This window comes from Chryseobacterium sp. MA9 (genome assembly GCF_024399315.1).
Lineage (GTDB): Bacteria > Bacteroidota > Bacteroidia > Flavobacteriales > Weeksellaceae > Chryseobacterium.
Genome location: NZ_CP075170.1, coordinates 2244084 through 2270304, shown reverse-complemented (window position 1 = coordinate 2270304; position 26221 = coordinate 2244084). Strand labels below are relative to the sequence as shown.

General features: G+C 35.7%; 23 protein-coding genes and 1 pseudogene. 15 read left to right on the top strand and 9 right to left on the bottom strand.

Features of this window, described 5'->3' with window-relative positions:
• Positions 1-61: 61 nt before the first annotated feature.
• Both hemB and KIK00_RS10240 read left to right on the top strand, forming a co-directional pair.
• Complete coding sequence (gene hemB / locus KIK00_RS10245) at positions 62-1051, top strand: porphobilinogen synthase (RefSeq protein ID WP_255816453.1); 990 nt, start codon at positions 62-64, stop codon at positions 1049-1051.
• Between the two features lie 145 nt (positions 1052-1196).
• Entirely contained in the window at positions 1197-1343 is a 147-nt protein-coding gene (locus KIK00_RS10240; RefSeq protein WP_156118482.1) for a hypothetical protein, read from the top strand.
• An 82-nt stretch (positions 1344-1425) separates the two neighbouring features.
• Here KIK00_RS10240 and KIK00_RS10235 read toward each other — a convergent pair whose 3' ends face one another.
• Positions 1426-1719 (bottom strand): TM2 domain-containing protein, encoded by a 294-nt coding sequence (locus KIK00_RS10235; protein WP_255816452.1) that lies wholly within the window; start codon positions 1717-1719, stop codon positions 1426-1428.
• A gap of 153 nt (positions 1720-1872) precedes the next feature.
• On the opposite strand from KIK00_RS10235, the pseudogene lptB reads away from it, so the two are divergent.
• Positions 1873-2598, top strand: a pseudogene (lptB, locus tag KIK00_RS10230) (LPS export ABC transporter ATP-binding protein); the annotation flags it as partial.
• A 506-nt stretch (positions 2599-3104) separates the two neighbouring features.
• Positions 3105-4832, top strand: coding sequence for an ABC transporter ATP-binding protein (locus KIK00_RS10225; RefSeq protein ID WP_255816665.1), 1728 nt, complete (start codon positions 3105-3107; stop codon positions 4830-4832).
• Positions 4833-4882: 50 nt separating this feature from the next.
• On the opposite strand, the gene KIK00_RS10220 is transcribed toward KIK00_RS10225, so the two are convergent.
• Together KIK00_RS10220 and KIK00_RS10215 are read right to left on the bottom strand one after the other, a co-directional pair.
• A complete protein-coding gene (locus tag KIK00_RS10220) occupies positions 4883-5347 on the bottom strand; it encodes a carboxymuconolactone decarboxylase family protein (protein ID WP_255816450.1) in 465 nt (154 codons plus the stop codon).
• A gap of 199 nt (positions 5348-5546) precedes the next feature.
• Complete coding sequence (locus KIK00_RS10215; protein WP_255816449.1) at positions 5547-6119, bottom strand: Crp/Fnr family transcriptional regulator; 573 nt, start codon at positions 6117-6119, stop codon at positions 5547-5549.
• A 95-nt stretch (positions 6120-6214) separates the two neighbouring features.
• Between KIK00_RS10215 and KIK00_RS10210 the strand changes: the two genes are divergently transcribed.
• Positions 6215-7168, top strand: coding sequence for a YafY family protein (locus tag KIK00_RS10210; protein WP_255816448.1), 954 nt, complete (start codon positions 6215-6217; stop codon positions 7166-7168).
• Between the two features lie 224 nt (positions 7169-7392).
• Here KIK00_RS10210 and KIK00_RS10205 read toward each other — a convergent pair whose 3' ends face one another.
• A complete protein-coding gene (locus tag KIK00_RS10205; RefSeq protein WP_255816447.1) occupies positions 7393-7884 on the bottom strand; it encodes a DinB family protein in 492 nt (163 codons plus the stop codon).
• A 172-nt stretch (positions 7885-8056) separates the two neighbouring features.
• Here KIK00_RS10205 and KIK00_RS10200 point away from each other — a divergent pair, with 172 nt between their 5' ends.
• From KIK00_RS10200 to KIK00_RS10175, 6 genes are all read left to right on the top strand, one after another.
• A complete protein-coding gene (locus tag KIK00_RS10200) occupies positions 8057-8641 on the top strand; it encodes a hypothetical protein (protein ID WP_255816446.1) in 585 nt (194 codons plus the stop codon).
• Between the two features lie 331 nt (positions 8642-8972).
• A complete protein-coding gene (locus tag KIK00_RS10195) occupies positions 8973-11393 on the top strand; it encodes a TonB-dependent siderophore receptor (RefSeq protein WP_255816444.1) in 2421 nt (806 codons plus the stop codon).
• Positions 11394-11581: 188 nt separating this feature from the next.
• Positions 11582-12151, top strand: coding sequence for a cob(I)yrinic acid a,c-diamide adenosyltransferase (locus tag KIK00_RS10190; protein ID WP_255816443.1), 570 nt, complete (start codon positions 11582-11584; stop codon positions 12149-12151).
• Entirely contained in the window at positions 12141-12788 is a 648-nt protein-coding gene (locus KIK00_RS10185) for a thiamine diphosphokinase (RefSeq protein ID WP_255816441.1), read from the top strand. Before KIK00_RS10190 ends, KIK00_RS10185 begins: the two co-directional genes overlap by 11 nt.
• Positions 12789-12876: 88 nt before the next feature.
• A complete protein-coding gene (locus tag KIK00_RS10180) occupies positions 12877-13752 on the top strand; it encodes a tyrosine-protein phosphatase (RefSeq protein ID WP_255816440.1) in 876 nt (291 codons plus the stop codon).
• Between the two features lie 122 nt (positions 13753-13874).
• Complete coding sequence (locus tag KIK00_RS10175; protein WP_047378719.1) at positions 13875-15269, top strand: decarboxylase; 1395 nt, start codon at positions 13875-13877, stop codon at positions 15267-15269.
• Between the two features lie 195 nt (positions 15270-15464).
• On the opposite strand, the gene KIK00_RS10170 is transcribed toward KIK00_RS10175, so the two are convergent.
• Positions 15465-16124 carry an HAD family phosphatase gene (locus KIK00_RS10170; RefSeq protein WP_255816439.1) on the bottom strand — a complete coding sequence of 220 codons (660 nt, stop codon included), beginning with the start codon at positions 16122-16124 and terminating at the stop codon, positions 15465-15467.
• A gap of 210 nt (positions 16125-16334) precedes the next feature.
• On the opposite strand from KIK00_RS10170, the gene speB reads away from it, so the two are divergent.
• The 3 genes from speB (at position 16335) to KIK00_RS10155 (ending at position 18919) form a co-directional block, all read left to right on the top strand.
• Positions 16335-17192 (top strand): agmatinase, encoded by an 858-nt coding sequence (gene speB, locus KIK00_RS10165; protein WP_255816438.1) that lies wholly within the window; start codon positions 16335-16337, stop codon positions 17190-17192.
• Between the two features lie 69 nt (positions 17193-17261).
• The gene (locus KIK00_RS10160) at positions 17262-18104 is read left to right on the top strand and encodes a methylated-DNA--[protein]-cysteine S-methyltransferase (protein WP_255816437.1); all 843 of its coding nucleotides are present in this window, start codon (positions 17262-17264) and stop codon (positions 18102-18104) included.
• A gap of 206 nt (positions 18105-18310) precedes the next feature.
• Positions 18311-18919: an alpha-ketoglutarate-dependent dioxygenase AlkB gene (locus tag KIK00_RS10155; protein ID WP_255816664.1), complete on the top strand. Its 609-nt coding sequence runs from the start codon at positions 18311-18313 to the stop codon at positions 18917-18919.
• Between the two features lie 62 nt (positions 18920-18981).
• Here KIK00_RS10155 and KIK00_RS10150 read toward each other — a convergent pair whose 3' ends face one another.
• From KIK00_RS10150 to KIK00_RS10135, 4 genes are all read right to left on the bottom strand, one after another.
• Positions 18982-20841: a CocE/NonD family hydrolase gene (locus KIK00_RS10150; protein ID WP_255816436.1), complete on the bottom strand. Its 1860-nt coding sequence runs from the start codon at positions 20839-20841 to the stop codon at positions 18982-18984.
• A gap of 129 nt (positions 20842-20970) precedes the next feature.
• The gene (locus KIK00_RS10145) at positions 20971-23736 is read right to left on the bottom strand and encodes a TonB-dependent receptor (protein ID WP_255816435.1); all 2766 of its coding nucleotides are present in this window, start codon (positions 23734-23736) and stop codon (positions 20971-20973) included.
• Between the two features lie 96 nt (positions 23737-23832).
• Positions 23833-24252 carry an SH3 domain-containing protein gene (locus KIK00_RS10140; protein ID WP_047420872.1) on the bottom strand — a complete coding sequence of 140 codons (420 nt, stop codon included), beginning with the start codon at positions 24250-24252 and terminating at the stop codon, positions 23833-23835.
• Between the two features lie 6 nt (positions 24253-24258).
• Positions 24259-24747, bottom strand: a complete 489-nt coding sequence (locus tag KIK00_RS10135; RefSeq protein ID WP_149833280.1) for a BON domain-containing protein — start codon at positions 24745-24747, stop codon at positions 24259-24261.
• 219 nt (positions 24748-24966) lie between these two features.
• Between KIK00_RS10135 and KIK00_RS10130 the strand changes: the two genes are divergently transcribed.
• Complete coding sequence (locus KIK00_RS10130; RefSeq protein ID WP_047378712.1) at positions 24967-26217, top strand: dicarboxylate/amino acid:cation symporter; 1251 nt, start codon at positions 24967-24969, stop codon at positions 26215-26217.
• The last annotated feature ends 4 nt before the right edge of the window (positions 26218-26221 follow it).

Below are 26221 nucleotides of genomic sequence, written 5' to 3'. Positions count from 1 at the left end.
CAATAGTTTTTTGTAGAACTTATATTAAATTTGTAGAAACTTATTCAAAAAGTATTCCAAAATGATACATTCAAGAAATAGAAGACTTAGAGTTAATGAATCTATCAGAAGTCTGGTAAGAGAAAATGTGCTTACAACTGATGATTTTGTAATGCCGATCTTCGTAATGGAGGGCGAAAACAAGCAGGAGGCAATCCCGTCTATGCCGGGAATTTTTAGGCGGAGTATAGATTTAACGGTAAAGGAATGTAAGGAATTATTTTCTTTAGGAGTAAAAGCTGTCAATTTGTACATGAAAGTGTCAGAACATCTGAAAGACAATACAGGCAAAGAAGCCTGGAATAAAGACGGACTGATGCAGCGCACAATCAAAGCAATCAAAGATGCCGTTCCGGGGATGATCGTTATGCCTGATGTAGCTTTAGATCCTTATTCAATTTACGGACATGACGGAATCATTGAGAACGGAAAAGTTTTAAATGATGCAACCAATGATGCTCTGGCAAGAATGTCAGTATCCCATGCTGAAGCAGGAGCAGATCTTGTGGCACCAAGTGATATGATGGACGGAAGAGTACAGGTCATTCGTGAAGCGTTGGAAGAAAGCGGTTTTACAGACGTAGGAATTGTAAGCTATGCTGCCAAATATGCGAGTTCTTTCTATGGACCTTTCAGAAGTGCTCTAGACAGCGCTCCGAAAGATGATATGGAAATTCCGAAAGATAAAAAAACATATCAGATGGATTTCCACAATACCCGTGAAGCATTAAATGAAGTATTTAAAGATATTGACGAAGGTGCCGATGTTATCATGATCAAACCAGGACTTCCTTATCTGGATATCGTTTCCAAAGTACGTGAAGCCATTGATCTTCCGATCGCAGTATACAATGTAAGTGGAGAATATGCGATGGTAAAAGCGGCGGCTCAGAACGGCTGGCTTGACAATGACAAAACGATCATTGAAAGTCTGACTTGCTTCAAAAGAGCAGGAGCAGACATGATCTTTACTTATTTTGCAAAAGAAGCTGCTATCCTGTTGAACAAATAATGGTATAGAATCATTGATCCGGACACCAACGTTAATGTTATGTTAATGGTCTGAATGGAAGACTTTCGAGTAAATAAAAAAATTACTTTTGATCAAAGCTAATTTCGAGAAACGAAAATAATTAAAACATCAAAAGAATTTATTTATGAGAAATCTTAAAAAGATTGAAAGAAATCAATTGAAGGAAATCAAAGGAGGAGAAGTGATTATTGATGATCCAAATTGTGGAACATGGTGCAAGGGAATCTGGCATCCATGTACAATTAATCATTTAGCTTGTCCGCCAGATTAATCATTTCAGTATAAAAAATAAAACAGGCTGTTCAGATGAGAACAGCCTGTTTTATTTTCAAAAGAATAGGTGGTTTATCATTTTATAACCAACCTTTTTTTCCGTAGACGTAAGTATCATCAAACTGCTTATCGCTCATGAAAAGATATAAAATACCTTCAATAAAAGGGATGACAGATGCTGCTCCTAAAGTAACAACATTCAGAACCAGCTGAATGATTCCCTCTTTCGTATATCCCAGATAGAATTTATTTAACGCGAGCCATCCTACAAGAATTCCCAATAAAGCCGCAGGAATTTTCTTTTCCGAACGGTAAGGAACGTTGCTTTGCTGATTTTGTGCATTTTCTGTTTTTGTGTAACCGTAATTTTCCATTTCTTAATGATTGTAATTGATTGAGATGTTTTACGATAAGTAGTTTAAAATGATAAAAAGTTACAACGATTTGGAAGTGAATAAGTTTACATTTAAATAAACAAGTTGATATTAACATATAAGTGAAGTTTATATTTTTGATATATTTGCCCTATGATTTTACGAGGAGAAAACTTAATCAAGGAATACGGTCCTAAAAAAGTTGTAAAAGGCGTTTCTGTACAGGTTCAACAGGGAGAAATTGTTGGTTTGCTGGGTCCTAACGGAGCAGGAAAAACCACATCGTTTTATATGATCGTAGGGTTGGTTAAGCCCACTTCAGGAAAAATTTTCCTGGATAAACAGGAGATTACTACCGATGCAATGTACCGAAGAGCCCAAAAAGGAATCGGATATCTTGCTCAGGAAGCTTCCGTTTTCAGAAAACTTTCCGTGGAAGAAAACATTATGGGAGTATTGCAGCTGACCAAGCTTTCAAAGCGTGAGCAGCAGATCAAATGTGATGAACTGATTGAAGAATTTTCTTTACAGCACGTCCGTAAAAACAGAGGAGACCTTCTTTCAGGAGGAGAAAGACGTAGAACAGAAATTGCTCGTTGTCTTGCTACAAGCCCGAATTTCATTCTTCTGGATGAACCTTTCGCAGGGGTAGACCCGATTGCCGTTGAAGATATCCAGAAAATTGTAAGAAGTCTTGTAGATAAAAATATCGGAATTCTGATTACCGACCACAACGTACAGCAGACGTTGGCTATTACCAACAAAACCTATATTATGTTTGAAGGAAAGATTCTGAAAGAAGGTCTTCCGGAAGATCTTGCAAATGATCCGCAGGTAAGAGAAGCTTATCTTGGTGAAAACTTCGTGTATCAAAGCATTTTGGACAAATCTAAAAAGAAAAAATACGCTTATAATATCTGGGCGGGTAATTTTGATTCAAAAGCGCAACTGCAGGGATTTGTAAATGAAAATTTCAGTCAGTTTGATGATCTGAGACTGATGTATGGTTTTGAAGACATCAGCTTTGCTTCATTAGCGAACTCTGAAATTGAACATATCTTTAATGATGTTGTAGATAAGAATGCCAACAATTCGTTTGTTTTCCAGAAAAAAGAAATCAATTCTCAATATTCTTTAGAGCAGGCAGAAGCAGAATCTAAAGAGGCCGGCAGAAAAGAGCTGCATTACCTTACGACTTATATGTTTGAGGGATAAAATATAAAAGCATTTATTTGCTGCACATAATAATAAAACGTACCTTTTTCTTTTGAAAGCGGTACGTTTTTCATTTAAAAATGATTTCTATGGCCAAACCTTTTAACAGAACAGTCACCTTGTTCGGAATTTATAAACAGCTTGTCCCTTTTATCAGACCTTACCGATTAATGATTTATGGAACGCTGTTTCTTACTTTTCTGGGAGCTCTCGCAGCACAGGTAAACCCGATTGTTTTGAAATACACGGTGGATGAGGTCACTAAGTTAACCCATCTTCCACATCCAATGACAGAGGGTATCCATATTCTTGTCATTATTTCAATTATTTTGCTGGGAAAAGAACTTCTGAATATTTTTATCAATTTCGGACAGAAGTTTTATGGCGAAAAGATCAGGATCAATGTAAGTTCTGTGTTGGCTCAGTCAGCTATTGATAAAATTTTAACCTATAGAGTTGCTTATTTTAATGATGAAAACCATGAATCTGGGAAATTACAGATCAGAATAGACCGTGGTATAGAAAGCTTAACCAAGCTGGTGCAGAATTTTTTTATTGATATTCTTCCGCTTTTTTCCAACGCCATTATTGCATTGATCATTATGTATATGCAGAATGTCTATGTAGGACTTGTTTCAACGATCATTGTTCCGATTTATTTTTATATCAGTTCTCTGCAGGCCAAAAAACTCGGAGGAGTGCGTCGCCAGCTTAGAAATCAGAGAGAAAAAAAGACCTCAGGACTTCTGAATCTGATCAATTCTATTATGGTGATTAAAAGTTTTGTCCGAGAAAAATTTGAAGGGAAAAAACAATATGATCTTCAGATGGAACTGATGGAAAGCCAGATGATCACAAGAAGAACCAACTTTATTTATGATGGTTTAAAAACATTTTTAGAACAGTTTGGAGTGGTTTTGATTATCCTTTTAACCGTTTATCTTGTGCTTGATCAGCAAATGACCATCGGTGCAATCATGCTTCATATCATGCTTTTCAACAATGTCTCTGCACCTATCCGCCAGCTGCACAGAATTTATGATGATATGAATGATGCTATGATCTATGCTGAAGGCTATTTCGATATTCTGAATGCAGATAATGAGACAGAATCAAATGGAAATTTTGTAGAAAAAGAAATCAAAGGAACTTTTGAATTGAAAAATGTTGATTTTACTTATCCTAACGGTACAAAGGCTTTACATGATGTTTCCATGAAAATTGAAAACGGAAAAACTACGGCTTTGGTAGGGCTGAGTGGTGCAGGAAAGTCAACGGTTATTAATCTTTTGTGCAAATTTTATTTCCCGGATTCCGGAGAGATTCTTCTGGATGGAGTAAATCTTAATGAATTTGACAATACTTTTCTGAGAAGTGATCTTGGACTGGTACTTCAGAGAAATCACATCTTTCAGGGAAGTATAGAAGATAATATCCGCTATGGAGATATGAATGCAAGTTTTGAAGAAATTCAGGAAGCCGCCAAGAAAGCTTATCTGCATGAACAGATTATCGATCTTCCGGATCAGTACCAGCATGATGCTACTCAGCTTTCCGGAGGACAGCAGCAGAGAATTGCCATTGCAAGGTTGTTTCTTAAAAACCCTCCGATCATCTTTCTGGATGAACCTACAGCCAGTCTTGATGCCATTGCTACCGAACAGATCAAGAATTCTTTGGATGCCATAAAAGAAGGAAGAACTGTTGTCATCATTTCTCATTCCCTGTCGCAGATTCTGGATTCCGATATCATTTATGTGATGAAAAAAGGAAGAGTAGTAGAAAATGGAACTCATGATGAACTTTACAGTAAAGAAGGCACTTACCGAGAGATCTTTGATGCATCAGCCCGCAGTCTGAATCTCGATAAGCTGGTGAATACTTTTAAAGAAAACTAAATAAAAAAACTCAGCGGACAAGCTGAGTTTTTTATCTTCATATCAATTGTTTAATTTGCTTTTTCAGGAACCTGATAAGTACCTACATCTGCCCCGAAAGCAATATTAATTCTGTTGTAGCTGTTGATGGCAATAACTGCCATTGTTAAATCTACTATTTCAGTTTCAGAAAAGTAATGACTTACCTTAGCATAAATTTCATCATTCACTTCTTTACCATTTAAGGCCGTTAAAGTTTCAGCCCATAGCAGTCCTGCCTTTTCTTTATCTGTATAAAACGAGCATTCTCTCCAGGCACTTACCAGAAATATTCTCTGTTCAGTTTCACCTTTCGCTCTTAATTCTTTGGAATGCATATCCAGGCAAAAAGCACATCCGTTCATTTGTGAAACCCTGAAATACATCAGTTCAAGAAATGAATTGTCCAGTGATGAATTCTGTACCTGAAATCCCATGTTGTGAAGGGCATTTACAGCCTTGTTTCCGATCGCGAATGCATTGATTCTTTGTGACATAATATTTGTTTTTTTGATTAATTATGTGACAAATGTAGAACTGTATTTTTCTGATTTTTTTTACAAAAGATAAATTTTATAAGGAAAGATTTTTAAAAGCTGGATGCTAGAAGTTAGAAGCTGGAAGTTACTGTTAGGTAGATGATATATATATATCCGGTCTTCAATAACTTCCCTCTTCCAGCCTCCAGCTTCCTTTCTAAAACTTCTGTGCTCTGATTCTGCTTAAAGAAACCTGAGTGATCCCGATATAGTCTGCCAGATCTCCAAGACTGATGCGCTGGATAAGATCAGGTCTTTGTTTCATGAAATTGTGATAACGTTTTTTTCCGTCGTCTTCCAGCATCTCACTGATCCTTCCCATCATATTCACGGGAGCTTTTGAATAAAGCTTGCTGAAAAGTGTTTCCGCAGTGTGATATTTCTTACATAATCCTTCAATAACATCTCTGTGTATGCGAAGAACCTCAGTAGGTTCCAGGGCAACGATCATATATTTTGAGGGTTGTCCGGTAAGAAAACCGCTCAGTTCAGCAAAAAAAGCATTTTCAGCAAAAAATGTCATGATAAAATCTTTGTCACCATTGTCAAAAAAAAGTTTGACAAGTCCCTTTTCGATAAAATAAAAATACCTGCAGGTTTCATCAGCCTTTAGCAGAAAATCTCCTTTTCTGTAAGTTTTGGATTCCAGATGGGAAACAAGCTCGTCCATGACTGCTTGCTCTGGTTTTAAAACTTTTTCAATAGACTGAACAAAATGAGTATGACGCATAAAAAAGAAACTGTTTTGTGAAAAATAAAATTAATAAAAAAAGCAGTCCCATTGATAAGACATACTTCGAAAAAGAATTTTAGCTTTGCTACATAATGAATGATCACTATCTTAAAAAACTCGATCGGGTAACGGCTATCCTTACCCAATTACAGTCTAAACCTGTTGTACGGGCACAGGATCTGGCTGAAAAGTTCGATGTAAGTATCAGAACCATTTATCGTGATGTAAAAACCCTGGAAAATGCAGGTATTCCTATTGTGGGTGAAGCAGGTAACGGCTATTCTTTAATGGACGGGTACAAACTTCCTCCCATTATGTTTACCAAAGAAGAAGTCTTAAGTTTCATTACCGCCGAAAAGCTGATGCAGAAATTTTCTCACCAAAGTTTAGGAAGCCATTATCAGGCAGCCATGGAAAAAGTGCGCTCAGTATTGCGGAATTCTGATAAAAATCTGATTCAGAATATTGAAAAACAGATTGATGTTTTTAGTTTTCATACCGATTCCGGAGATTCTCTCAAAAATGTGATTCCTATTATTTTAGAAAGCATTGCAGACAAAACCCAATTGAATATAAGATATCAGACGGTAGATGGAAGAGTGGATAACAGAACTATTGAAACTGTCGGGATGTTCTTTGAGTTTAATTTTTGGTACATCATGGCATTCTGTACGTTGAGAAAAGATTTCAGACAATTTCGGATAGACCGGATTTTAGAGATTTCAAAAACTCAGAATCCCTTTTTACAGGAATATGGACAGGTGAATGATTACCGGAAAAAGTCAAACGGAAATAAAGTCAGAGCCAAACTGTTGGTAGACAAAAAAATAATGTCTCATCTGGTGAATTCTAAAAAATATTATGGACTAATAGAAGAAGTGGAGACTGAAAATGGGGTAGAACTCACTTTTGAAACAGAATGGATCAGTGATGGATTCCCTCGCTGGCTCATCACTTTTGCAGATTATGCTACCGTCCTGGAACCGGAAAGTCTCCGCGCCAGACTGAACGAACTGCTTGTAAAAATGATAGAAAGACATCAATAAAAAACCCCAACAAGACAGTTGTTGAGGTTTAAAGACTTAATTGAGGCAAATAAATGAAATGGTTAATAAGCCAGAGGCAAGATCGCAAAAAAGCTAAATTTGTTTTGTCGCAAAAAATGATATAGGTTATTTAGATTGAGGAAAATCACTATTAATAAATGACATTGCAGATGTAATTTTTCTCAGGATTTCCGCCTTTTTGCAATTTTACCCCTTCGCTTTTATTAAAATCTTTCCCAGAAGAAAGGCGGTTCAATTCCCAAAGCTCTCAGATAAACATATCCTTGCCCACGGTGGTGAACCTCATTGTCTACAAAATAAAGGATGTTCTGATATACCGGGAATTCATATTCTCCAAACAAATTGAAGGTTTCCTGAAAACGTTCCTCAGAAATCATATTAAAATAATGGTTGATTACTTCTGTTTCTTCATCCCATTTTTTTAAAATTTCTTCTTTTGTTTTTGGATTAAAACCTTCTTCGCTATAAGCTTCCATGGTACCTTCTACTATTCCTTTTAAAGCGGGTCCGCCAATACCAATCAGCTCTACTGCCAGTTTTGCAAACGGTCTCATTCCGCCTATTGAAAATTCAAATAAATCTTTTTCAGGAAAAGATTCAATTACTCTTCTCGTCAGATTTCTGTGTCCCTGCCAGTCGTTTAATAGCTGTTCAGAAGTCATGAATTGTTTAGTGGCTGTAGCTGTAGTTGTCATAATGTTTTGTTTTTGTTTGTTGTTGATACAAAGGTAAGACAGGGTTATGACAACAGTTTGTCAGCAGGATTTTTGATATTGAAAAAATATTTTTTTCTTTGCTAAAATATCCTGCCCTACTTTTGCGTTAGAAGGAAGGATATTAATAACAAAAATCGCTATTATTAGAATTATGAAGAAGTATATTTTGCCTGTTGTCACCGCTTTTTTATTAGTATCATGCAATAAGATTGAGGAAAAAATTGATCAGACTGTTCAAAAAACAACAGAAACTGTGCAGCAGAAAGCACAGCAGGCTGTAGAAGAAACAGTGAAGAAAACGGTCAATGAATCCATCAATACAATAACTAATTCCCAGGATGTGAAATTCAATGAGGTTTTCCCCGGTACAGGGGCTGCCATTGTTTCTGAAGAAAAAGGGAAAAAAATTAAAATTCCGGGAAGATCAGAAGGTTACATTTTTAAATACAAAGCAGACATTGCCGTATTGCTCCCATTTTTAGAAGGCCAGCCTACTTCTGATGAAAGTAAATCAGAAAAGAAAGCCCGTAAGATTGATGGGCAAAACATCATTGATAAAATAAGTCTTTTATCAAAATTTCTTCCCGATAATACCTTTGATACAAGTATTCTGGAGGATATAAAATCCGATAAAAACATTCAATACTATAAATTGAAAAGGTTTCCCAACAGTAGTACAATTATCTACAACCCAAAAAATCAGACCATCATACAATACGTAGAGGTAAATAAATAATTTGGATATGGCCGTTTCAACGGCCATTTTTTGTATACAGCCATTGCGAGCTATAGATGAAGTAATCTCAAGCTACGAAAACTACTTATCAGAAATAATGAAATTATATTTATTTCCTGATGTAAGTTAATCACTTTTTCAGATGTAATTAGGAAATTATTACTACGTTTCTTTTCAGATTGTTAATAAATTACTTGATGTTTGTAAATTTACTGCTGTTTTGTAAATAAATACTATTTGTGTATTTATGGAATATTATTCATATCATATGATTTATTTTTATATTTAATATTAATATTTTTACTAGATTTATTGAATAATTATCAATTATATGAAAAAGGAACTATTTAATAAAAAAATCTGTGCATTAGTATTAAGTGGAGCTGGTGCAATGGGGTATGCTCAGGACAGCATAAAACAAAATAAAATAGATGAAGTTGTGGTTACAACGGGTAGAACTAAGCCCAGAACCATCATTACCTCAGCAATTCCTATTGATAATATTTCTGCTGTACAATTAAAATCCACAGGGCAAACTACTTTTGATAAAGCTTTAACCTATGCTGTTCCATCTTTTAATTCATCACAGCAAACAGTCTCTGATGCAACGGCTCATTTTGATCCTGCAGATTTAAGAGGATTAGGGCCATCCAGAACATTAGTGTTAGTCAATAATAAAAGAAAAAATCAAAGTGCTCTCATTTATGTCAATGATACACCGGGAAAAGGTGAGGTAGGTACGGATCTGAAAAGTATTCCATCTGCCGCCTTACAGAATGTAGAGGTATTGAGAGATGGTGCATCTGCACAATATGGCTCCGATGCTATTGCAGGAGTAATCAATATTATTCTTAAGAACAGCGTTGGAAAAAGCACGGTCAATCTTTTTTCAGGTATTACTTCAAAAGGAGATGGCTTTAATATCGGAGCAGATTTTAATACAGGAATCAAAGTTGCAAAAAACGGAAGCCTGAATCTTACACTAGGATTTTCATCCCAAAATAAGACTAACCGCGCAGGTTCTGTTACAAAAGATGAACTTTTTGGTGTGGATAATGCCTGGACGCAGGCTAATCCTGGTTTAGGAATGATCATTGGGCAGCCGGAGACAAAAGTTGCTAATATGTTTGTAAATTTTGAATTGCCAACAAGTGAAACAGGTAAATTTTATGCTTTTGGGGGTACAACTTACAGGAATGGGACCAGTTATGGTTTGTATAGAACACCTTATTGGGTACCTTCAGATTTTGGTTTGTTAACTCCAAAAGGACAACCTTACAATGGATTTCAGCCGGAATTTAAAACAGATGTTTATGATTATAATTTAACCTCCGGGTGGAAAGGAATGTTTGGAAAATGGAATTTTGATGGGAGTGCAACTTTTGGCTCTAATGCAGTAGATTATGTTGTAGGAAATACCATTAATGTTTCTTTGGGTGCCAATTCACCAACCCGTTTTAAAGCAGGCGGCCACCAGTTCAGTAATATTATAGGAAATATAGATATCAGCCGGGATTTTGGTGCACTTGTTTTAGGAGCTGGAGCAGAAGTGCGTAATGAAAACTATCAGGCGAAAGCAGGAGAAGAGTCATCTTATATAGGAAGTGGTGCAGAATCATTTCCAGGACTGCAGTCTCAAAACGAAGTTAATAAAAATCGTCAGAATATTGGAGCTTATATAAATGCAGAATGGGATGTTACGAAAAACCTGTTATTGGGAGGAACTGTGAGATATGAAAATTTCAGTGATTTTGGAAATAATGTTTCCTGGAAAGGAAATGCAAGATATAAGTTTCTGGATGATAAATTGGTTTTCCGTGGGTCTGTTTCTACAGGATTTAGAGCACCTTCATTACACCAGATTTATTATTCCAATGTTCAAACCAAAATTACAGGGAATACTGTAGCTAATCAGGGGACCTTTAATAATGACTCCCAAATTGTAAGATCTGATCTTGGCGTACCAAAATTAAATGCTGAAAAAGCCTTTAACATTACTGGAGGATTTGCCGTAAAACCCTTTAAAAACTTGACTATTACAGCAGATTATTATAGAATAAAAATTAAAGACCGGGTACTTTTCTCAGGAGATATTGGTTATAAAACAGGTGCTCCGGGGAGTCCGGATTTAACAAACCCTGTGGAAGTAATATTAGACAATAATAAAATAACTTCCCTGAAGTTTTTCACCAATGCTGTAAATACAGTTACTCAAGGGGTAGATTTCGTCGCAAATTATTATACTTCCGCTATTGGCAAAGGAAGATTGGGAGTTATTGCTGCTTTCAATTATAACGAAACTAAAATAGTAGATAATATTGCCGTTCCGAATATTTTGGCTGAAAATGGGTACTCAGAGAACTTTTTTGACAGAAAAGAACAATCCAGAATTACCTCTGCAAGACCCAAAACAAAAACTATTCTTAGTCTTTCATATGATATTTCAAAATTTAATTTTAACCTTAATAATACTTACTTTGGTTCTGTTACCTGGCAGCATGCAACTGATCCAGCCAAAGATCAGACATTTTCTGGTAAGGTAATTACTGACATCGTTTTAACCTATAAAATCACGAAAGATCTCAAAGTTTCCGGAGTTGTAAATAATTTGCTTAATATTTATCCGGATGTAATAGATAGCAAAGGAGATGTAGTAACAGATCTTGGAGGAAGATTCAAATATCCTTGGGAGGTAAACCAGTTTGGATTTAACGGAACAACTTTTCAGCTCAATGTTAATTATACTTTCTAAATAAAAGAATTAGCATTTGCTTTTTCATGCTTAACAAAGGGAAAGTAATCCTAAAAGATATAAAAACCCGTTTACACAAATATTAACTGACATTAATTTCTAATGTCAGTTTTATTTTTTCAGATAGAATGGGAAGTTATTACTACATTTTACTTTTTACATTCTACAAAAAGAGGTATTTTAGTACTATGAAAATTTATACAAAGACAGGAGATAAAGGTCAGACGGCATTATATGGCGGAACGAGAGTTTCTAAAGCCAGTGCCAGAGTAGACAGTTATGGAAATATAGACGAGCTGAATTCATTCATCGGGATTGCCAAAAGTCATATTGAAGATGAGAAAGTATTGAGACAACTTAAGAAAATACAGTTTGATTTGTTTACCGTAGGTTCTGAAGCTGCTACACCAGTAGATAAACTGATGCTGGCCAATGGGAAATCACGCCTTCCGATCATTATTTCAGAAACAGAAATTGAAGAACTGGAACAATGGATGGATTCTTTTGATGAAAAGCTGGAACCGCTTCAGTATTTTATCCTTCCCGGAGGTGGAAAATCCGCAACTTTTTTACACGCTGCAAGAACCATCTGCAGAAGAGCAGAACGTTCATTGGTTTTTTTGAATGAATCAGAAGAAGTACGTCCTGAATTGATTAAATATTTAAACAGGCTTTCAGATTATCTTTTTGTGTTGGCAAGATATATTTCAAAACTGAACAACGAACCGGAAGAATACTGGAATCCGAATGAGAGATAAAACATTACTTTTCATCAACGGAGATGCTCCCCAATCTTTCCCTGATCTTGATCATTATGACTTGATCGCCTGTACAGACGGTGCGTTTCACTATTTAAAAAAAATGGGCTTCCCAATGGACAGGCTGGATTTTATATCCGGTGATTTTGATTCGCATTCCGGATCAGATGAAGATATGTATCAGGAAAAATTTATCCTTACATTGGATCAGGAAAAAACAGATTTTCACAAAGCGTTGGAAATCATTTTGGAAAAAGGATTTTCGGAGATTGATGTTTTCGGAGGAAGTGGAGGCGAGCAGGATCATTTTCTTGGAAACCTTACCGTTGCTTATACATTCAAAGATCAAATGGAAATTAAATTTTATGATGAATTTTCAGAATACTACTTCATTCCCAATCATTTTAGATTGGAAGGTGCAAAGAATAGAATGATTTCTCTCTATCCATTTCCATCAGTGAATAATATTACAACGAAAGGACTCAACTGGCCTTTGACGAATGAAACTCTAAGCATTACTTCAAGAATAGGAACCCGAAACTTTGCCGTTGAAGATGAAATTTCCGTAGAATATGAATCAGGTGATGTCTTATTATTTGTAGGAATCAGCGAAATAGAATATCCAACAATTTATTAAAGAATCAATTGTCAATAGAAGGGGGCTTTAGCCCATTTAATAAAAAATAGACGAATCCACTTGCTTTAGCCCAAACTTATTAAAAATATTGAATAAACTAATCAAAATATCAGTTTTCACCATTTCATTATGCAGTATTGTTTCATGCAAAACACAGCATTTTGAAACACCTGAATATGGTAAAAATGAAACTGAAAAAGTAATTCATGTTAAGAAAGTAACCAACTTCCGGACGGTAGGAAATATTAAAAATAGAGACGGAAGAACTTTAAAAGAGGGAAGGTTCTACAGAAGTGCACATCTTCATAAGCTTAAAAAGAAATCTTTTGATGATATAGATAAGCTGGGAATAAAAGAAATAATTGATCTTAGAAATTCTAAAGAAATCTCTCAGAAACCGGATCAGCTTCCTGCATCGGTAACCTATAAAAAATATTCAGCGTTTGAAGATGAAGGAGATCAGCTGGCCCAGGCAAAAAAACTGGTTCTGAAAGGTAAGGTAAATGCTTCTGATGCAGACAAAAGAATGATAGATTTCTATCGTGAATACGTTACAGAAAACCCGGAAGTCATAAAGAAAATCATCACTGAGATCCTGGAATCTGAAGATCCTGTTTTGTACCACTGTACTGCAGGAAAAGATAGAACAGGAATTACCACAGCGCTTATCTTAACTATACTGAAGTTTGATAAAGAGATTATTTATAATGAATATCTTCTATCCAACAACTACAGAAAAGATATGATTCAGAAAAGACTTCGTCTTGCCAACAGCTTACATTTCATCTATCCAAAGATGGATTTACAGGTGCTGGAAAAACTGAGCTGGGTAGAAAAAAAATACCTTGATGCTGCTTTTGGGGAGATTGATAAAAAGTATGGCTCCACAGATGCCTATATTCAGCAGGTATTAGGGATTTCAGATATCAAAAGAAAAGAGTATATTCAAAAGTTTACCTATTGATTATCAGAGATAAATTTTTGCAGGATACAATATTGGATCTTTATTTAAAATTATAATAATTTTAACACCCTAAAATCAAACTTTTTTAGCAATTTTGCATTTCTTAATTCACTTGTTTAGAAATGAAAATAAAGTACTCGGAACTTATTGATCAGACATTATATTTTCCTACGGAGGAATTTAATGTATCTGAGAACAATTTGTTGTTTCACGACGTTCCATTGATGGATGTAGTTGAACAATTTGGCACTCCGCTAAAGATTAGCTATCTGCCGAGAATTTCTCAAAATATTCAGAAGGCCAAAAGCTGGTTTAAAGAAGCTTTTGAAAAAACCGGATATAAAAAGAATTATACCTACTGCTATTGCACAAAATCCAGTCATTTCAATTTTGTATTGGAAGAAGCTCTGAAGAATGACATTTCGATAGAAACCTCTTCTGCTTATGACATGGATATTGTAAAATCTCTTTACGAAAAAGGGAAAGTAGATAAAAACATTGAAGTAATCTGTAATGGCTTCAAAACGGATGATTATCTGACAAATATTTCAGATATGATCAACAACGGTTTTGAAAATATTACCCCGATTCTTGATAATTACAGAGAATTGGATAAACTTACAGAAAGCATTGATTCTACTTTTAATATCGGAATCAGAATAGCATCGGAGGAAGAACCGAAGTTCGAGTTCTATACCTCAAGATTAGGAATCGGATATAAAGATATTATTCCTTATTACAGCCAGAAGATTGCCGAACACCCGAATGCAAGATTGAAAATGCTTCACTTCTTCATCAATACCGGAATCAAAGATACTTCTTACTACTGGAATGAATTGTACAAATGTCTTCGTGTATATGCACGTTTGAAAAAAATCGCTCCGGAAGTAAATTCATTGAATATCGGAGGTGGTTTCCCAATCAAAACTTCTTTGAACTTTGATTATGACTATCAGTATATGGTAGAAGAGATTGTTTCTCAGATTAAAAAATTCTGTGAAGAAGAAGGAGTAGAAGAACCTAATATCTATACAGAATTCGGAAGCTTTACTGTAGGAGAAAGCGGTGCGAATCTTTATAAGATCATTTCTCAGAAACGCCAGAATGACAGAGAAAAATGGAATATGATTGACTCTTCTTTCATGACCACCCTTCCTGATACATGGGCAATTTCAAGACACTTTATCATGCTTCCGCTAAACCGTTGGGAAGATTCTTATGAAAGGGTATTCTTAGGAGGACTGACTTGTGATTCAGATGACTATTATAACTCTGAACAGCATACCAACGCCATTTATTTACCGGTTTTCAGTGACACTAAACCATTGTATATTGGATTCTTCCATACTGGAGCTTATCAGGAAACAATCGGAGGATACGGCGGAGTACACCACTGTCTGATGCCTCAGCCGAGACACGTCCTGATTCAAAAAGATGAAAACGGTGAATTGCAATATGAAATTTTCCGTGAGAAGCAGGAACCGGAAGATATATTGAAAATTCTTGGTTATAAATAATAATTTAATCTGTCATTGCGAGGAACGAAAGTGACGAAGCAATCTCTCCTTAATAATCTTAATTACTCAATGAATCTTAATGTTTTTAAAAATTAACCATTAAGTTTTTTATTAAGGCTTAAGGGTCTTCACTTCGTTCAGATGACAAAGTACATACAAAACAAAGCTCTCAGATTTTTCTGAGAGCTTTGTTATTTAAAAATATTTTGAAATTTTATCCAGTTCTAATTCTTCATAATCAGTAACTACAGTATCTGCCAGCGTATAATCCTGATTTTTTGAATGAGGACTTCTGTAAGCTGCACAGAAAATTTTGGCCCTATGTGCGGCAAGAATTCCGTTGGTAGAATCCTCAATCACCATACAGTTTTCAACTGGTTCACCAGCCATTTCTGCAGCCAGTAAAAAAACTTCGGGATGAGGTTTTGATTCTTTTAAATCGGCACCACTGATCTTTCCGCTGAAATATTTTTCCAACCCGAATTTTTCAAAAACCATATTGATCGTTACCATGGTAGCCGAAGAAGCCAGAATAAGTTTTATTCCATTTTCATGATAATGTTCAATCAGTTTTCTTACTCCCGGAATCAAATCAAATTCATCATCATTATAAAAATAATCTTTGAAATGAGACCTTTTGATTCCTGCAATTGCTTCGTAAGTCTGATTTAAATTAAATTCATTGATCAAAGTTTCAGAAACTCTTTTGGTTGATGCTCCGGTAAAAGAGGTATACAACTCTTCGGAAACAGCAATTTCCAATTCATCAAACGTTTTGAAATAAGCTTTTCTATGCAATGGCTCTGTATCTACAATCACTCCATCCATATCGAAAAGAACAGCTTTTAAAGGCATATAATGAGTTTTGTACAAAAATAACTATTTGATTTGAGAATGGAAAATGAATAAAGGGAATAGGGAATAGATGATATGTAGCAAGTATCAAGAGAGAGTCTGTAACTCACAAACTCTCCGACACTCTTACTCTCCAACTCGTAAACTCTTCGTATCTTTGTGGAATCTTATAATTTTTCAATCATTTAATTTTTTAATTAATAATTATATATGAAAACATACGCAGGAATTCCCGAGGAAAACGCAACGCTAGAGAATTCGAAAGTAATGTTGGTAACTGTTCCTTATGATGGAACTTCAACATGGGGAAAAGGCGCTGATAAAGGCCCTGAATTATTCTTAAACGCTTCTGAAAACATGGAGCTTTATGATATTGAAACCCAAACAGAACCTTATCTTCAGGGAGTATACCTGGCAGGAGAAGTTTCTGAAAATTCAAGCCCGGAAGCAATGACAGAAGCTGTTTACCAGAAAACAAAAGAACTTTTGAACAATGAAGGGAAAGTATTTACTTTATTTGGAGGTGAACACTCTGTGTCTATCGGTTCTATCCGTGCAGTAGGAGAGAAATTTGAGAACCTTACCGTTCTTCAGTTAGATGCTCATACAGATTTACGTCCTGAGTTCCATGGTTCTACTTCTAATCACGCTTGTGCTGTGTTTGAAGCTAACCAGAAACATAACTTAGTTCAGGTGGGAATTCGTTCTATGGACGTTGAAGAAGCTCAATATTTACCGGAAGGAAGAGTATTCTTTGCTCACGAAATTGCGAATAACGAAAACTGGGTCAATGATGTATTGGAAAAAGTATCTGGAAACGTTTATATCACTATTGATTTAGATGCTTTTGATCCTTCCATTGCTCCTTCTACAGGAACTCCTGAACCAGGTGGATTACAATGGTATCCAACACTGGAATTATTAAGAAAAGTATTTGAGAAATGTAACGTAGTGGCATTTGATATTGTAGAATTAATGGATTCTCCAATGGCTAAACCAACAGCTTTCCTTGCCGCTAAGTTATATTATAAAATGCTTGCTTATAACGATATTTATAACAACAACTAATATTCCGCAAGAATCGGATTTTTTCTGCCGTGTATTCTTTGGAAATTTGTGAGGTAAAATAACAATACAATGTCCACACAAAATCAGATAGATTATAACAGAATTGCTAAAGCGATAGAATATATCCAGAGCAATTTCAGGCTTCAGCCAAGTTTGGAGGAAGTGGCAGAGAATATTCATTTAAGTCCCGCCCATTTTCAGAAAATCTTTACAGATTGGGCGGGAACAAGTCCGAAAAAGTTTTTGCAGTTCATCAGTCTTGAACATGCTAAAAATTTATTGAAGGAAGAAAGAGCAAGTTTGTTTGATACTGCTTACGAGACAGGATTTTCCAGTACCAGCAGGCTTCATGACCTGTTTGTAAAGGTAGAAGGAATGTCTCCGGCAGAATATAAAAATGGCGGAAAAAGCCTTAGTATTCATTACAGTTTTTCTGAAAGCCCTTTCGGAAATATAATAGTAGCTTCTACAGAAAAAGGAATCTGCTATATGGCTTTTGAAGACAATAAAGAAACAGCATTAGGGGAGCTGAAACAAAAGTTCCCCAATGCTACTTTTACTGAACTGCAAGATGTTCTTCAAAAGAATGCACTGTCCATATTTGATAAAGACTGGACAAAACTCAATACTATAAAATTACATTTAAAAGGAACCGATTTTCAGCTTAAAGTCTGGGAAAGCCTATTGACAATTCCCATGGGAAAATTGTCTACTTATGGCAGCCTGGCAGAAAAAATAGGAAATCCTAAGGCATCCAGAGCAGTAGGAACAGCTATTGGTAGTAATCCTGTTGCATTTCTTATCCCATGTCACCGTGTGATTCAGTCTACGGGACATCTCGGTGGATATCGATGGGGAAATGAAAGAAAACAGATGATTGTGGGCTGGGAAGGTTCACATATTTATTCCTGAAATAAAACATATTGATAAGTTTTGGCTAAAGCCAAAGGATTAACCTTCTTTTTTATTAAACGGACTAAAGTCCGTTTCTATTGATGCAAAAGATATGGTGTTATTTGTGAAAATATTGGTGTAATTTATGTTTAATTATTAAGATCATAAATACATTTTACATTGTACCTTTTGCAAAATAAAGCATTTAAATTAAAAAAGCTATGATGAGTCTCTTTGAAGAAATATCAGACTATCCCTTAAACATACTTCCGCATGACGGAACCGTTCATTATTACGGAAAGGTTTTTTCTAAAGAGCTTTCCGATTCTTTTTATACCTATTTGCTGAACCAGATTCCATGGGAAAATGATGAAGCAATTATCTTTGGAAAATTGATTTTAACCAAAAGAAAAGTGGCCTGGTTTGGAGAAAAACCTTTTGAATATACGTATTCTAAACGGACAAAATATGCAAAATTCTGGACTCCGGAATTACTGGAACTGAAGAAAAAATGTGAAGAAGTTTCAGGAGAAACCTACAATTCATGTCTGCTCAATTTATATCATGACGGAAGTGAAGGAATGGCTTACCACAGTGATGGCGAAACGGATCTGAAGAAACACGGTGCAATTGCTTCTCTGACTTTTGGGGCAGAAAGAAAATTTTTATTTAAACATAAAACAACCAAAGAAAAGGTAGAAATATTCCTGGAAAACGGAAGTTTATTAATCATGAAAGGAACTACTCAGGACAACTGGCTTCACAGGCTTCCTCCCACTACAAAAGTGAAAACTCCCAGAGTAAACCTGACGTTCAGAACCATTGAAGAATAAAAAATCTTGCAGATTTACGAGAGACTATAAAAAAAGCTGTTCAAACGAACAGCTTTTTCAGTTTATTTTAAAACTTCAGCTTCAATGGAGCTGTCATCATATATTTTAATAAATGCCTTGGTATAGTCCTCTTTGTTGGCAAAATTCGGATTGTCCATAAATTTCTGTGGATTGATGGCGAAAAGCGGGAACCACGTACTGCTGATCTGAATCTGAATTTTATGTCCTTTTTTGAATGTGTGAACCACATCCTGGAGTCTGAAATTAACAGCCGTTTTCTGATTAGGAACCAAAGCCTCTCCCTTTTCTCTCGTATTTCTGAATCTGGCAGGCATTATTTCACTTCTTACCATCTGATGATAGTTACCATAGATAACACCATCTTTCTTTTCTGCAGGTTTAAAATCTTCAGGGTAAACGTCAATTAGTTTTACCGCAAAATCGGCATCTGTAGAAGTGGATGCAATATTCAGTTTGGCCATGATCTCTCCGGCAAATGCAATATCTTCTGTCAGAACATCTGTTGTGAAAGTCAGTACATCAGGTCTTCCTACTGCAAATCTCTGGTCTTCCGACATATAATTTCTTGGAGTAAAGCCGTTGAAATCCTTCAAATGATCTGAGCTTAAAACAGGATTGTTGGGATCACTGTAATATTCAGAATATCCCTGTCCGGAGGTTTTTTTCAAGGTTTTATCAGCTAAATAAAAATTAATTTTCTGAGCATTTTTAGGAGGATAAGAAGCAAATTCTTTCCATTCTTTAGCGCCTGTATCATACATCAGCGCTTCAGGAAGTCCGGCATCTTCTTTGGTGTTGCCTTTCAGGTAATGATTGAAGAATCTGGTTTCAATATTTTTCTGATAGTAGGTTGCAATACTGTCACCAAAATACGTTTCGCTGTGGAAATGCTTCCCTTGTTCCTGAGACCAGCCGCCATGAGAGAAAGGCCCCATTACAATTGTATTTTTAGCTTTCGGACTTGTTTTTTCAATGGTTTTATAAATATTCAAAGGACCGGAAAGATCTTCTGCATCAAACCATCCTCCAACAGTCATTACAGCGTGGTTGATATTCTTCAGATGAGGAAGAAGCCCTCTTTTTTGCCAGAACTCATCATAGTTGGTATGATTCATAATTTCTGTCATGAAGAAATTATTCTTGTAATATTTTTCATATCCATCTTTCAGGGTACCCATATCTCTGTAGAACTTCAGACCGTCTTCAGAAGTCTGCTTGATGAATGAATCCATATACCAGGCCTGTTTTTCAGGCTGTGTTTTCTGAACTCCAAAAACTGGAAATGTTCTGAAATAGCCCAGCATAAATCTTCCGTTGTGAAGGAAATCATCATTCCAGAAATCAGAAATAGGAGCCTGAGGCGAGGATGCTACTAAAGCAGGGTGTTGTGACAACGTTCCTACAGCAGTATAGAACCCAGGATAAGATGTCCCGAACTGACCGGCTTTTCCATTATTATCCTTGATGTTTTTCAAAAGCCATTCAATAGTATCATAAGTATCTGTACTTTCATCAACATCTTTTTTTGTTTTTCGCTCTACCTGCGGGGTCATATTGGTAAAAGTACCTTCACTCATATATCTTCCGCGTACATCCTGGTACACAAAAATATACTTGTCTTTCATAAGGTAAGTGTTGGGACCTACCTTTGTTTTATATTCACTCTCTCCGTAAGGAGCAATGCTATAGCAGGTTCTCTGCATCAGAAACGGATACTTGTTCTTATTTGATATATCTTTCGGGATATATACGGCTGTGAAAAGTTTTACTCCATCACGCATCGGAATATAAAATTCTTTCTTGGTGAAATTGTCTTTAACGAAAGTATCTTTCTGTTCCGTCTTCTGAGCTTTTCCAAGAATGAAAAAAAGAATACATAATACTGAAATATGGATTTTCATAAAAAAAATTTACCGCTAATTTAAAAATAAAAACAGGTTTATTGATACATCTTGGTTGTATTCATAAAAATAGCCGGAAAGATCCGGCCATTATCAAAAATATATATATAAAAGTATGGTGTAGTGTTATTACATTTTTTTACCTGCAAACTTATTCAGTTTCATGCTGATAGAGAACATAATGTATCGTTTCAGAATCAGGTCTTCACGGTCTTCAAAATAAGAATCTGTGATGGTTCTTCTCACGCTTTGATTTTGATTTAATACATCATAGATCTTCACTTTTGCTGTAAACTGTTTTTTATAGAATGAGTATCCAAGGCTGGTATTCCAGAAGTAGAAATCCTTTTTAAAGCCTGGAGCAATATTGGAATTGGTATTGTATTCAAAATCATTTCCAAAAACGAATCTTCCCTTCAGCATATAATTGGTCAGTTCAAGTTTCAATGACTGGTTGGCTGTATTTATACTTTTTAAATTATAATTAGTATAATTTGAGAAGCTGTATCCAAGTCGGTAAGAAGGTTTTATGGTCATTTTATCTTTGATCTCATACACAAGATTAAGGCCAGGATTAAGATTGTATGAGCTGCTGGTAAAAGATTGTCCGTCAACAAAACCATTATTGTAATTATAATTCATGTTGAATGTTGGGTTAATGGTCAGTTTGTCATTTTTCCATTTCAGGTTTTTACTGAAGCCCCCGCCGGCGTTAATGCTTTTATTTCCGCTTACGTTGTTATAAGTCACCACCTGTTTTCCTGCGTTATCATAAGTAGAAAAATTGATGATGTCATTATTTCTGTAAGTAAAACCAATATTGAAATAGTAACTGAGGTTTTTTACTTTATTATAATTATTGAAATACAGATAAAGATTGTTGACCCAGGTATTTTTCAAATTGGGGTTTCCTTGATAGGTAATCAAAGGATTGGATTCATCTTTATAAGGAGTCAGCTGTTCTGCAGTCGGAATGTTGAAGTTAGAGTAATTATAGATACTTAAGATTTTACCTTCTCCAAGCTGATAGTAAAGGTTGAGATTATATTCAGGCAATACGAAATTTTTCTGCAGATCATATTGCTGCCCGTTATAGATAGAGTTTACTTTCATATCAGAAATATCAAGATTCACTGAAGCCCAGAAGTTGAGTTTATTTTTATTAATCTGATAGCTCAATTCAGGAGAAATCTGATTGATTCTTTGCTTCATATTATTTGATAAAAGTTGGTTGAATTTAGTATAATCTCCGGTAGCATTATCAAAATCGTTTACATTCCTTACATCCCTCGCTGATCTCGCTTCATATTTTATTTTAAAATTTACACTGGACGAATCGGAAATGGGTTCTGAATATCCTGCGCTGAAATTGAATGAGCTGTTCTGATTTTTATTTTTAGCTAATTGATCACGATTGTCTTTTATTATCCCGTTTTCATCATAAAACGTATTCTGGGATTGGCTTAGATTATCTCTTTTAGATTCAGAAATTGAACTGTTCATATTGGCTGAAAGCACACGCCCTTTTTTCTTGAATTTTCTTGAAAAATAGATGTAAGGATTAAATGAATTGCTTTCAGAATCATTACTTGAATAGGATTTACTTTCATTCAGAAGACTGCCATTCTTTAAAGTAGATGATTGTAAATTATTGAAACTAAAACTGCTGTTTTTAGTGAATCTCGGGGAAAGATAAACACTTGTCATAGAATCCAGCTTGATTTTGACTGAAGTATCAAAACTGTACTGTTTAGATTCATTTTCTCCATTACTTTCAGAATTGGTCTGAAGCGTATAATTGGGTAAAAGGGTAGATCTTGAAACCTTGGATCTTGTCTCCGTGTTAGAATCCGAATGCATCAGACTGAAAGAATCCAGATCAGCATTTTTCCCCATTTTATCACTGTAATTCAATCCAATGGTTGTAGACCGCTGAATTCCTCTTGTACCGCCTCCCTGGTTGTAATACGTCACATTTCCTACTGTTGAGACAGATCCGCCCTGCATCATCCAGGCATTCCGGCCGTTCCCCATACTGTCAAAAACCTCATCCCTGGAAAATCCCTGTGAATTGATATTATTGGAAGAAGCAAGGATACTTACTTTGGTATCGCCTTTAAAATAACTGGCCAGTCCGCTTGCCTCATACCGCTTGTCTGAACCATAACCTACCGTAAGTCTTGTCAGTAAACCTTTATTTTTCTTTTCATCAATATTAAAGTTGATGGTGGTATTCTGAGATTTGGCTGTTGTCCCGCTAAGTTCTTCTTCCTTTGTCTTGGTTGTTGTAAACTGAATATTCTTGATAATATCTGCGGGTAAGTTTTGAAGGGCAATTTTGCCGTCTTTATCGAAGAAAGGTTTCCCGTTGATCATGATCTGATCCACTTCCTTCCCGTTCACTGTAATTTTTCCATCATTGCTGATCTCTACACCGGGAATCTGCTTCAGAAGTTCCTCTATTTTACTGTCAGGTCTTACTTTAATCGCTGCTGCACTGAACTCAATGGTATCTTTTTTAATCTTTACCGGTGATGCCGTGATTTTTACCTCATCAATGTTGTTGACAATACTTGGTTTTTCAAGCTGGATATCTCCTAAGGATAATACCTGATCTATTTTATCAAATTTTTTTGAATAGGAAGATAATTTATCAGCGTCAATTTTAAGAATGGAAGGTTCTTTTACATCGTCAATCTTCAGAGAAAATTTTCCTTCTTTATTGGTGGCTGTGTAATTGATAATGGATGAATCTTTTTCTTTCAAAAGATAAACGGTGGCATTTTCTATCGCTTTCTTTTCAGAATCAGATATTTTTCCGTCAATGTGTAGTTTTTGAGCGTGCAGAATAAGGGCTGTGAACATCAAAGCCAATAGCAACAGAGTTTTCTTCATTAGTTTTTTTTTCAGAGCGGTAAAAATATAAAAACATCCCAAAGTTGGGATGTTTCTATGCTTTTTTTGTGAAAATTTATTATTTTTTAATAAAAATTATGCTCTTAAATATCTTGAATAAGCATATCCTTCCTGACCGTCATCAGTTTTCACTTTCCACCAGTCATCAGAAGTTTGTTCAATTAGAGTAACAGAAGAACCTTTAGCCGCTTTACCTACTACAGCTGCTTCAGTAGAAGGTTCCTGTCTGATATTCAGGTTAGAATCTTCCGTTGCTACTGTTAAAGAAGCTCCTGAAGTAAGACCTGCAACCTGTACATCAATGTTGATATCTGAAGCAGAATAAGTAGAATCAATAGCTCCTAAAGCATTCCATACAGCATCTTTAGCCGCAGTATTGGAAGCATTTCCGGAAACATAAAGAATTCCGTCCTGCTCCTGAACCTGAAGATTTGAGATCCCCGCAGACTGTGCCGCTGAAACTACGCTTGAATATTTATCTTGTAATTCGCTCATCTTAAATTATTTTACGATTAGGTTGTTGTTATACTTTCCGATTTTCAAAGCATCTACAGATTCTTTGATTTTTCTAGCCTGCAGGCCGGAAACATTTCCTGTAAGAGTAAGCTGTCCGTTTACAACTTCTACTTTTACAGAAGGGAAATCCTTCACCGCATCCTGAACTTTTTTCTGAACAGCAGGATCTACAGCAGAAGCAGTTTCAACAGGTGCTGGTGCGGGAGCAGCTGCTACAGTAGACATATCCATTACGTCTTTTACTCCGTTGATCGCTTTTAATTTTGCAATCATCGCGTCTTTAGACTGCTGATCTGCGAAAGTACCGCTTAAGTGAGCTACACCTTCTTTTACTTCAACAGAAGCATTGGGATTAGAAGTTACTACCGTTGTAGCCTGAGTCTGAAGGTCGGCATCAGAAACTTTCTTTTTACAAGAAATAGCACCGAAAGATACAGCTACAGCTAATGCAGCCATTGCAATAGTTTTTTTCATATTGTATATTTATTAATGTTGTTATACAATCAAATGTAATAATAAAATTTGTACCAAAAGAATAAAAATTCAATAAATGTTTCTTAATTTTTTTAGAATATTTTCTAAACCAGGCTTTTAATTTTTAGGTATTAAAACTTAATGTAAAATTAATCCTCATTGAAGAAAATCTTCTGCCAATTGAAAAACCATTATATTTGCGCAAATTGAACTATATATATGAAAGGACAGAATAAACTTTTTATAGCAATTATCATTGCCCTTCTTGTGGGAGTTGGAATTGGAGGTATTGTACACGTGAAATATCCTGAGAATGCAGAACCTTTTTCCAAGAACATAAAACTGTTGGGAACAGTTTTTATCAGATTGGTACAGATGATTATTGCTCCATTGGTTTTTACGACATTAGTAGTGGGGATTGCCAAAATGAGTGATATCAAAATGATTGGAAGAGTAGGAACAAAAGCAATGCTTTGGTTTATTTCCGCTTCTCTGATTTCCCTTTTCATCGGGTTGATTCTCGTTAACTGGCTGGAGCCGGGACATGTCACAAAACTACCGATTCAGGACGTATCTTCTGCTGATGAACTTCTTAAAAGCAGTAAAAGTTTTTCCATGGAAGACTTTGTCAAGCATATGATTCCTAAAAGTTTATTTGAGGCCTTTGCTACCAATGAAGTATTGCAGATCGTGATATTTGCTGTGATGTTTGGAGTTGCACTTGCGAATTTAGGAGAAGAATATTCTAAGCCTGTAGTGAAGCTTTTTGATATCATTGCTCATGCGATTCTTAAAATGGTAGGGTATATCATGTGGTTTGCCCCGCTGGGAGTATTGGGAGCTATTGCAGCAGTAGTGGCAACCAATGGTTTTGAAATCTTTAAAGTATATGCTATTTATCTGAGAGACTTTTTCTTTGCTATAGGAGTTCTTTGGCTGGTACTTTTACTGGTAGGATATTTTATCTTAGGAAACCGTCTTTTTGACCTGTTAAAAAGAATTAAGGAGCCGTTACTGATCGCTTTCTCTACAACGAGTTCAGAAGCAGTGTTCCCGAAATTGGTGGAAGAGCTTGAAAAATTCGGGTGTAACAGCAGAGTAGTATCCTTTATTTTACCTTTAGGATATTCATTCAACCTGGATGGAAGTATGATGTATATGACATTTGCTTCAATCTTTATTGCACAGATCTACGGTATCGAAATGAGCCTTGGACAGCAGATTACAATGCTATTGGTATTAATGCTTACCTCAAAAGGAATTGCGGGGGTTCCGAGAGCTTCTTTGGTAATTATTGTGGCAACGTGTTCCATGTTCGGCATTCCACCGGAAGGAATTGCTTTGATCTTACCAATTGACCATTTCTGTGATATGGGAAGAAGTATGACCAACGTATTAGGAAATACATTGGCCACTTCAGCGGTTTCGAAATGGGAAGGACAATTGACAGAGCCATTAGACAAAATTTAAATAT

Coding starts and splice junctions, on each gene's coding strand:
- KIK00_RS10240 (WP_156118482.1), top strand. CDS start 1,197: ATGAGAAATCTTAAAAAGATTGAAAGAAATCAATTGAAGGAAATCAAA.
- KIK00_RS10195 (WP_255816444.1), top strand. CDS start 8,973: ATGAAAAAGGAACTATTTAATAAAAAAATCTGTGCATTAGTATTAAGT.
- KIK00_RS10190 (WP_255816443.1), top strand. CDS start 11,582: ATGAAAATTTATACAAAGACAGGAGATAAAGGTCAGACGGCATTATAT.
- KIK00_RS10220 (WP_255816450.1), bottom strand. CDS start 5,347: ATGTCACAAAGAATCAATGCATTCGCGATCGGAAACAAGGCTGTAAAT.
- KIK00_RS10155 (WP_255816664.1), top strand. CDS start 18,311: ATGAGTCTCTTTGAAGAAATATCAGACTATCCCTTAAACATACTTCCG.
- KIK00_RS10185 (WP_255816441.1), top strand. CDS start 12,141: ATGAGAGATAAAACATTACTTTTCATCAACGGAGATGCTCCCCAATCT.
- KIK00_RS10215 (WP_255816449.1), bottom strand. CDS start 6,119: ATGCGTCATACTCATTTTGTTCAGTCTATTGAAAAAGTTTTAAAACCA.
- KIK00_RS10140 (WP_047420872.1), bottom strand. CDS start 24,252: ATGAGCGAATTACAAGATAAATATTCAAGCGTAGTTTCAGCGGCACAG.
- KIK00_RS10210 (WP_255816448.1), top strand. CDS start 6,215: ATGAATGATCACTATCTTAAAAAACTCGATCGGGTAACGGCTATCCTT.
- KIK00_RS10135 (WP_149833280.1), bottom strand. CDS start 24,747: ATGAAAAAAACTATTGCAATGGCTGCATTAGCTGTAGCTGTATCTTTC.
- KIK00_RS10200 (WP_255816446.1), top strand. CDS start 8,057: ATGAAGAAGTATATTTTGCCTGTTGTCACCGCTTTTTTATTAGTATCA.
- KIK00_RS10175 (WP_047378719.1), top strand. CDS start 13,875: ATGAAAATAAAGTACTCGGAACTTATTGATCAGACATTATATTTTCCT.
- KIK00_RS10150 (WP_255816436.1), bottom strand. CDS start 20,841: ATGAAAATCCATATTTCAGTATTATGTATTCTTTTTTTCATTCTTGGA.
- KIK00_RS10130 (WP_047378712.1), top strand. CDS start 24,967: ATGAAAGGACAGAATAAACTTTTTATAGCAATTATCATTGCCCTTCTT.
- KIK00_RS10225 (WP_255816665.1), top strand. CDS start 3,105: ATGATTTATGGAACGCTGTTTCTTACTTTTCTGGGAGCTCTCGCAGCA.
- KIK00_RS10160 (WP_255816437.1), top strand. CDS start 17,262: ATGTCCACACAAAATCAGATAGATTATAACAGAATTGCTAAAGCGATA.
- hemB (WP_255816453.1), top strand. CDS start 62: ATGATACATTCAAGAAATAGAAGACTTAGAGTTAATGAATCTATCAGA.
- KIK00_RS10170 (WP_255816439.1), bottom strand. CDS start 16,124: ATGCCTTTAAAAGCTGTTCTTTTCGATATGGATGGAGTGATTGTAGAT.
- KIK00_RS10145 (WP_255816435.1), bottom strand. CDS start 23,736: ATGAAGAAAACTCTGTTGCTATTGGCTTTGATGTTCACAGCCCTTATT.
- speB (WP_255816438.1), top strand. CDS start 16,335: ATGAAAACATACGCAGGAATTCCCGAGGAAAACGCAACGCTAGAGAAT.
- KIK00_RS10235 (WP_255816452.1), bottom strand. CDS start 1,719: ATGGAAAATTACGGTTACACAAAAACAGAAAATGCACAAAATCAGCAA.
- KIK00_RS10205 (WP_255816447.1), bottom strand. CDS start 7,884: ATGACAACTACAGCTACAGCCACTAAACAATTCATGACTTCTGAACAG.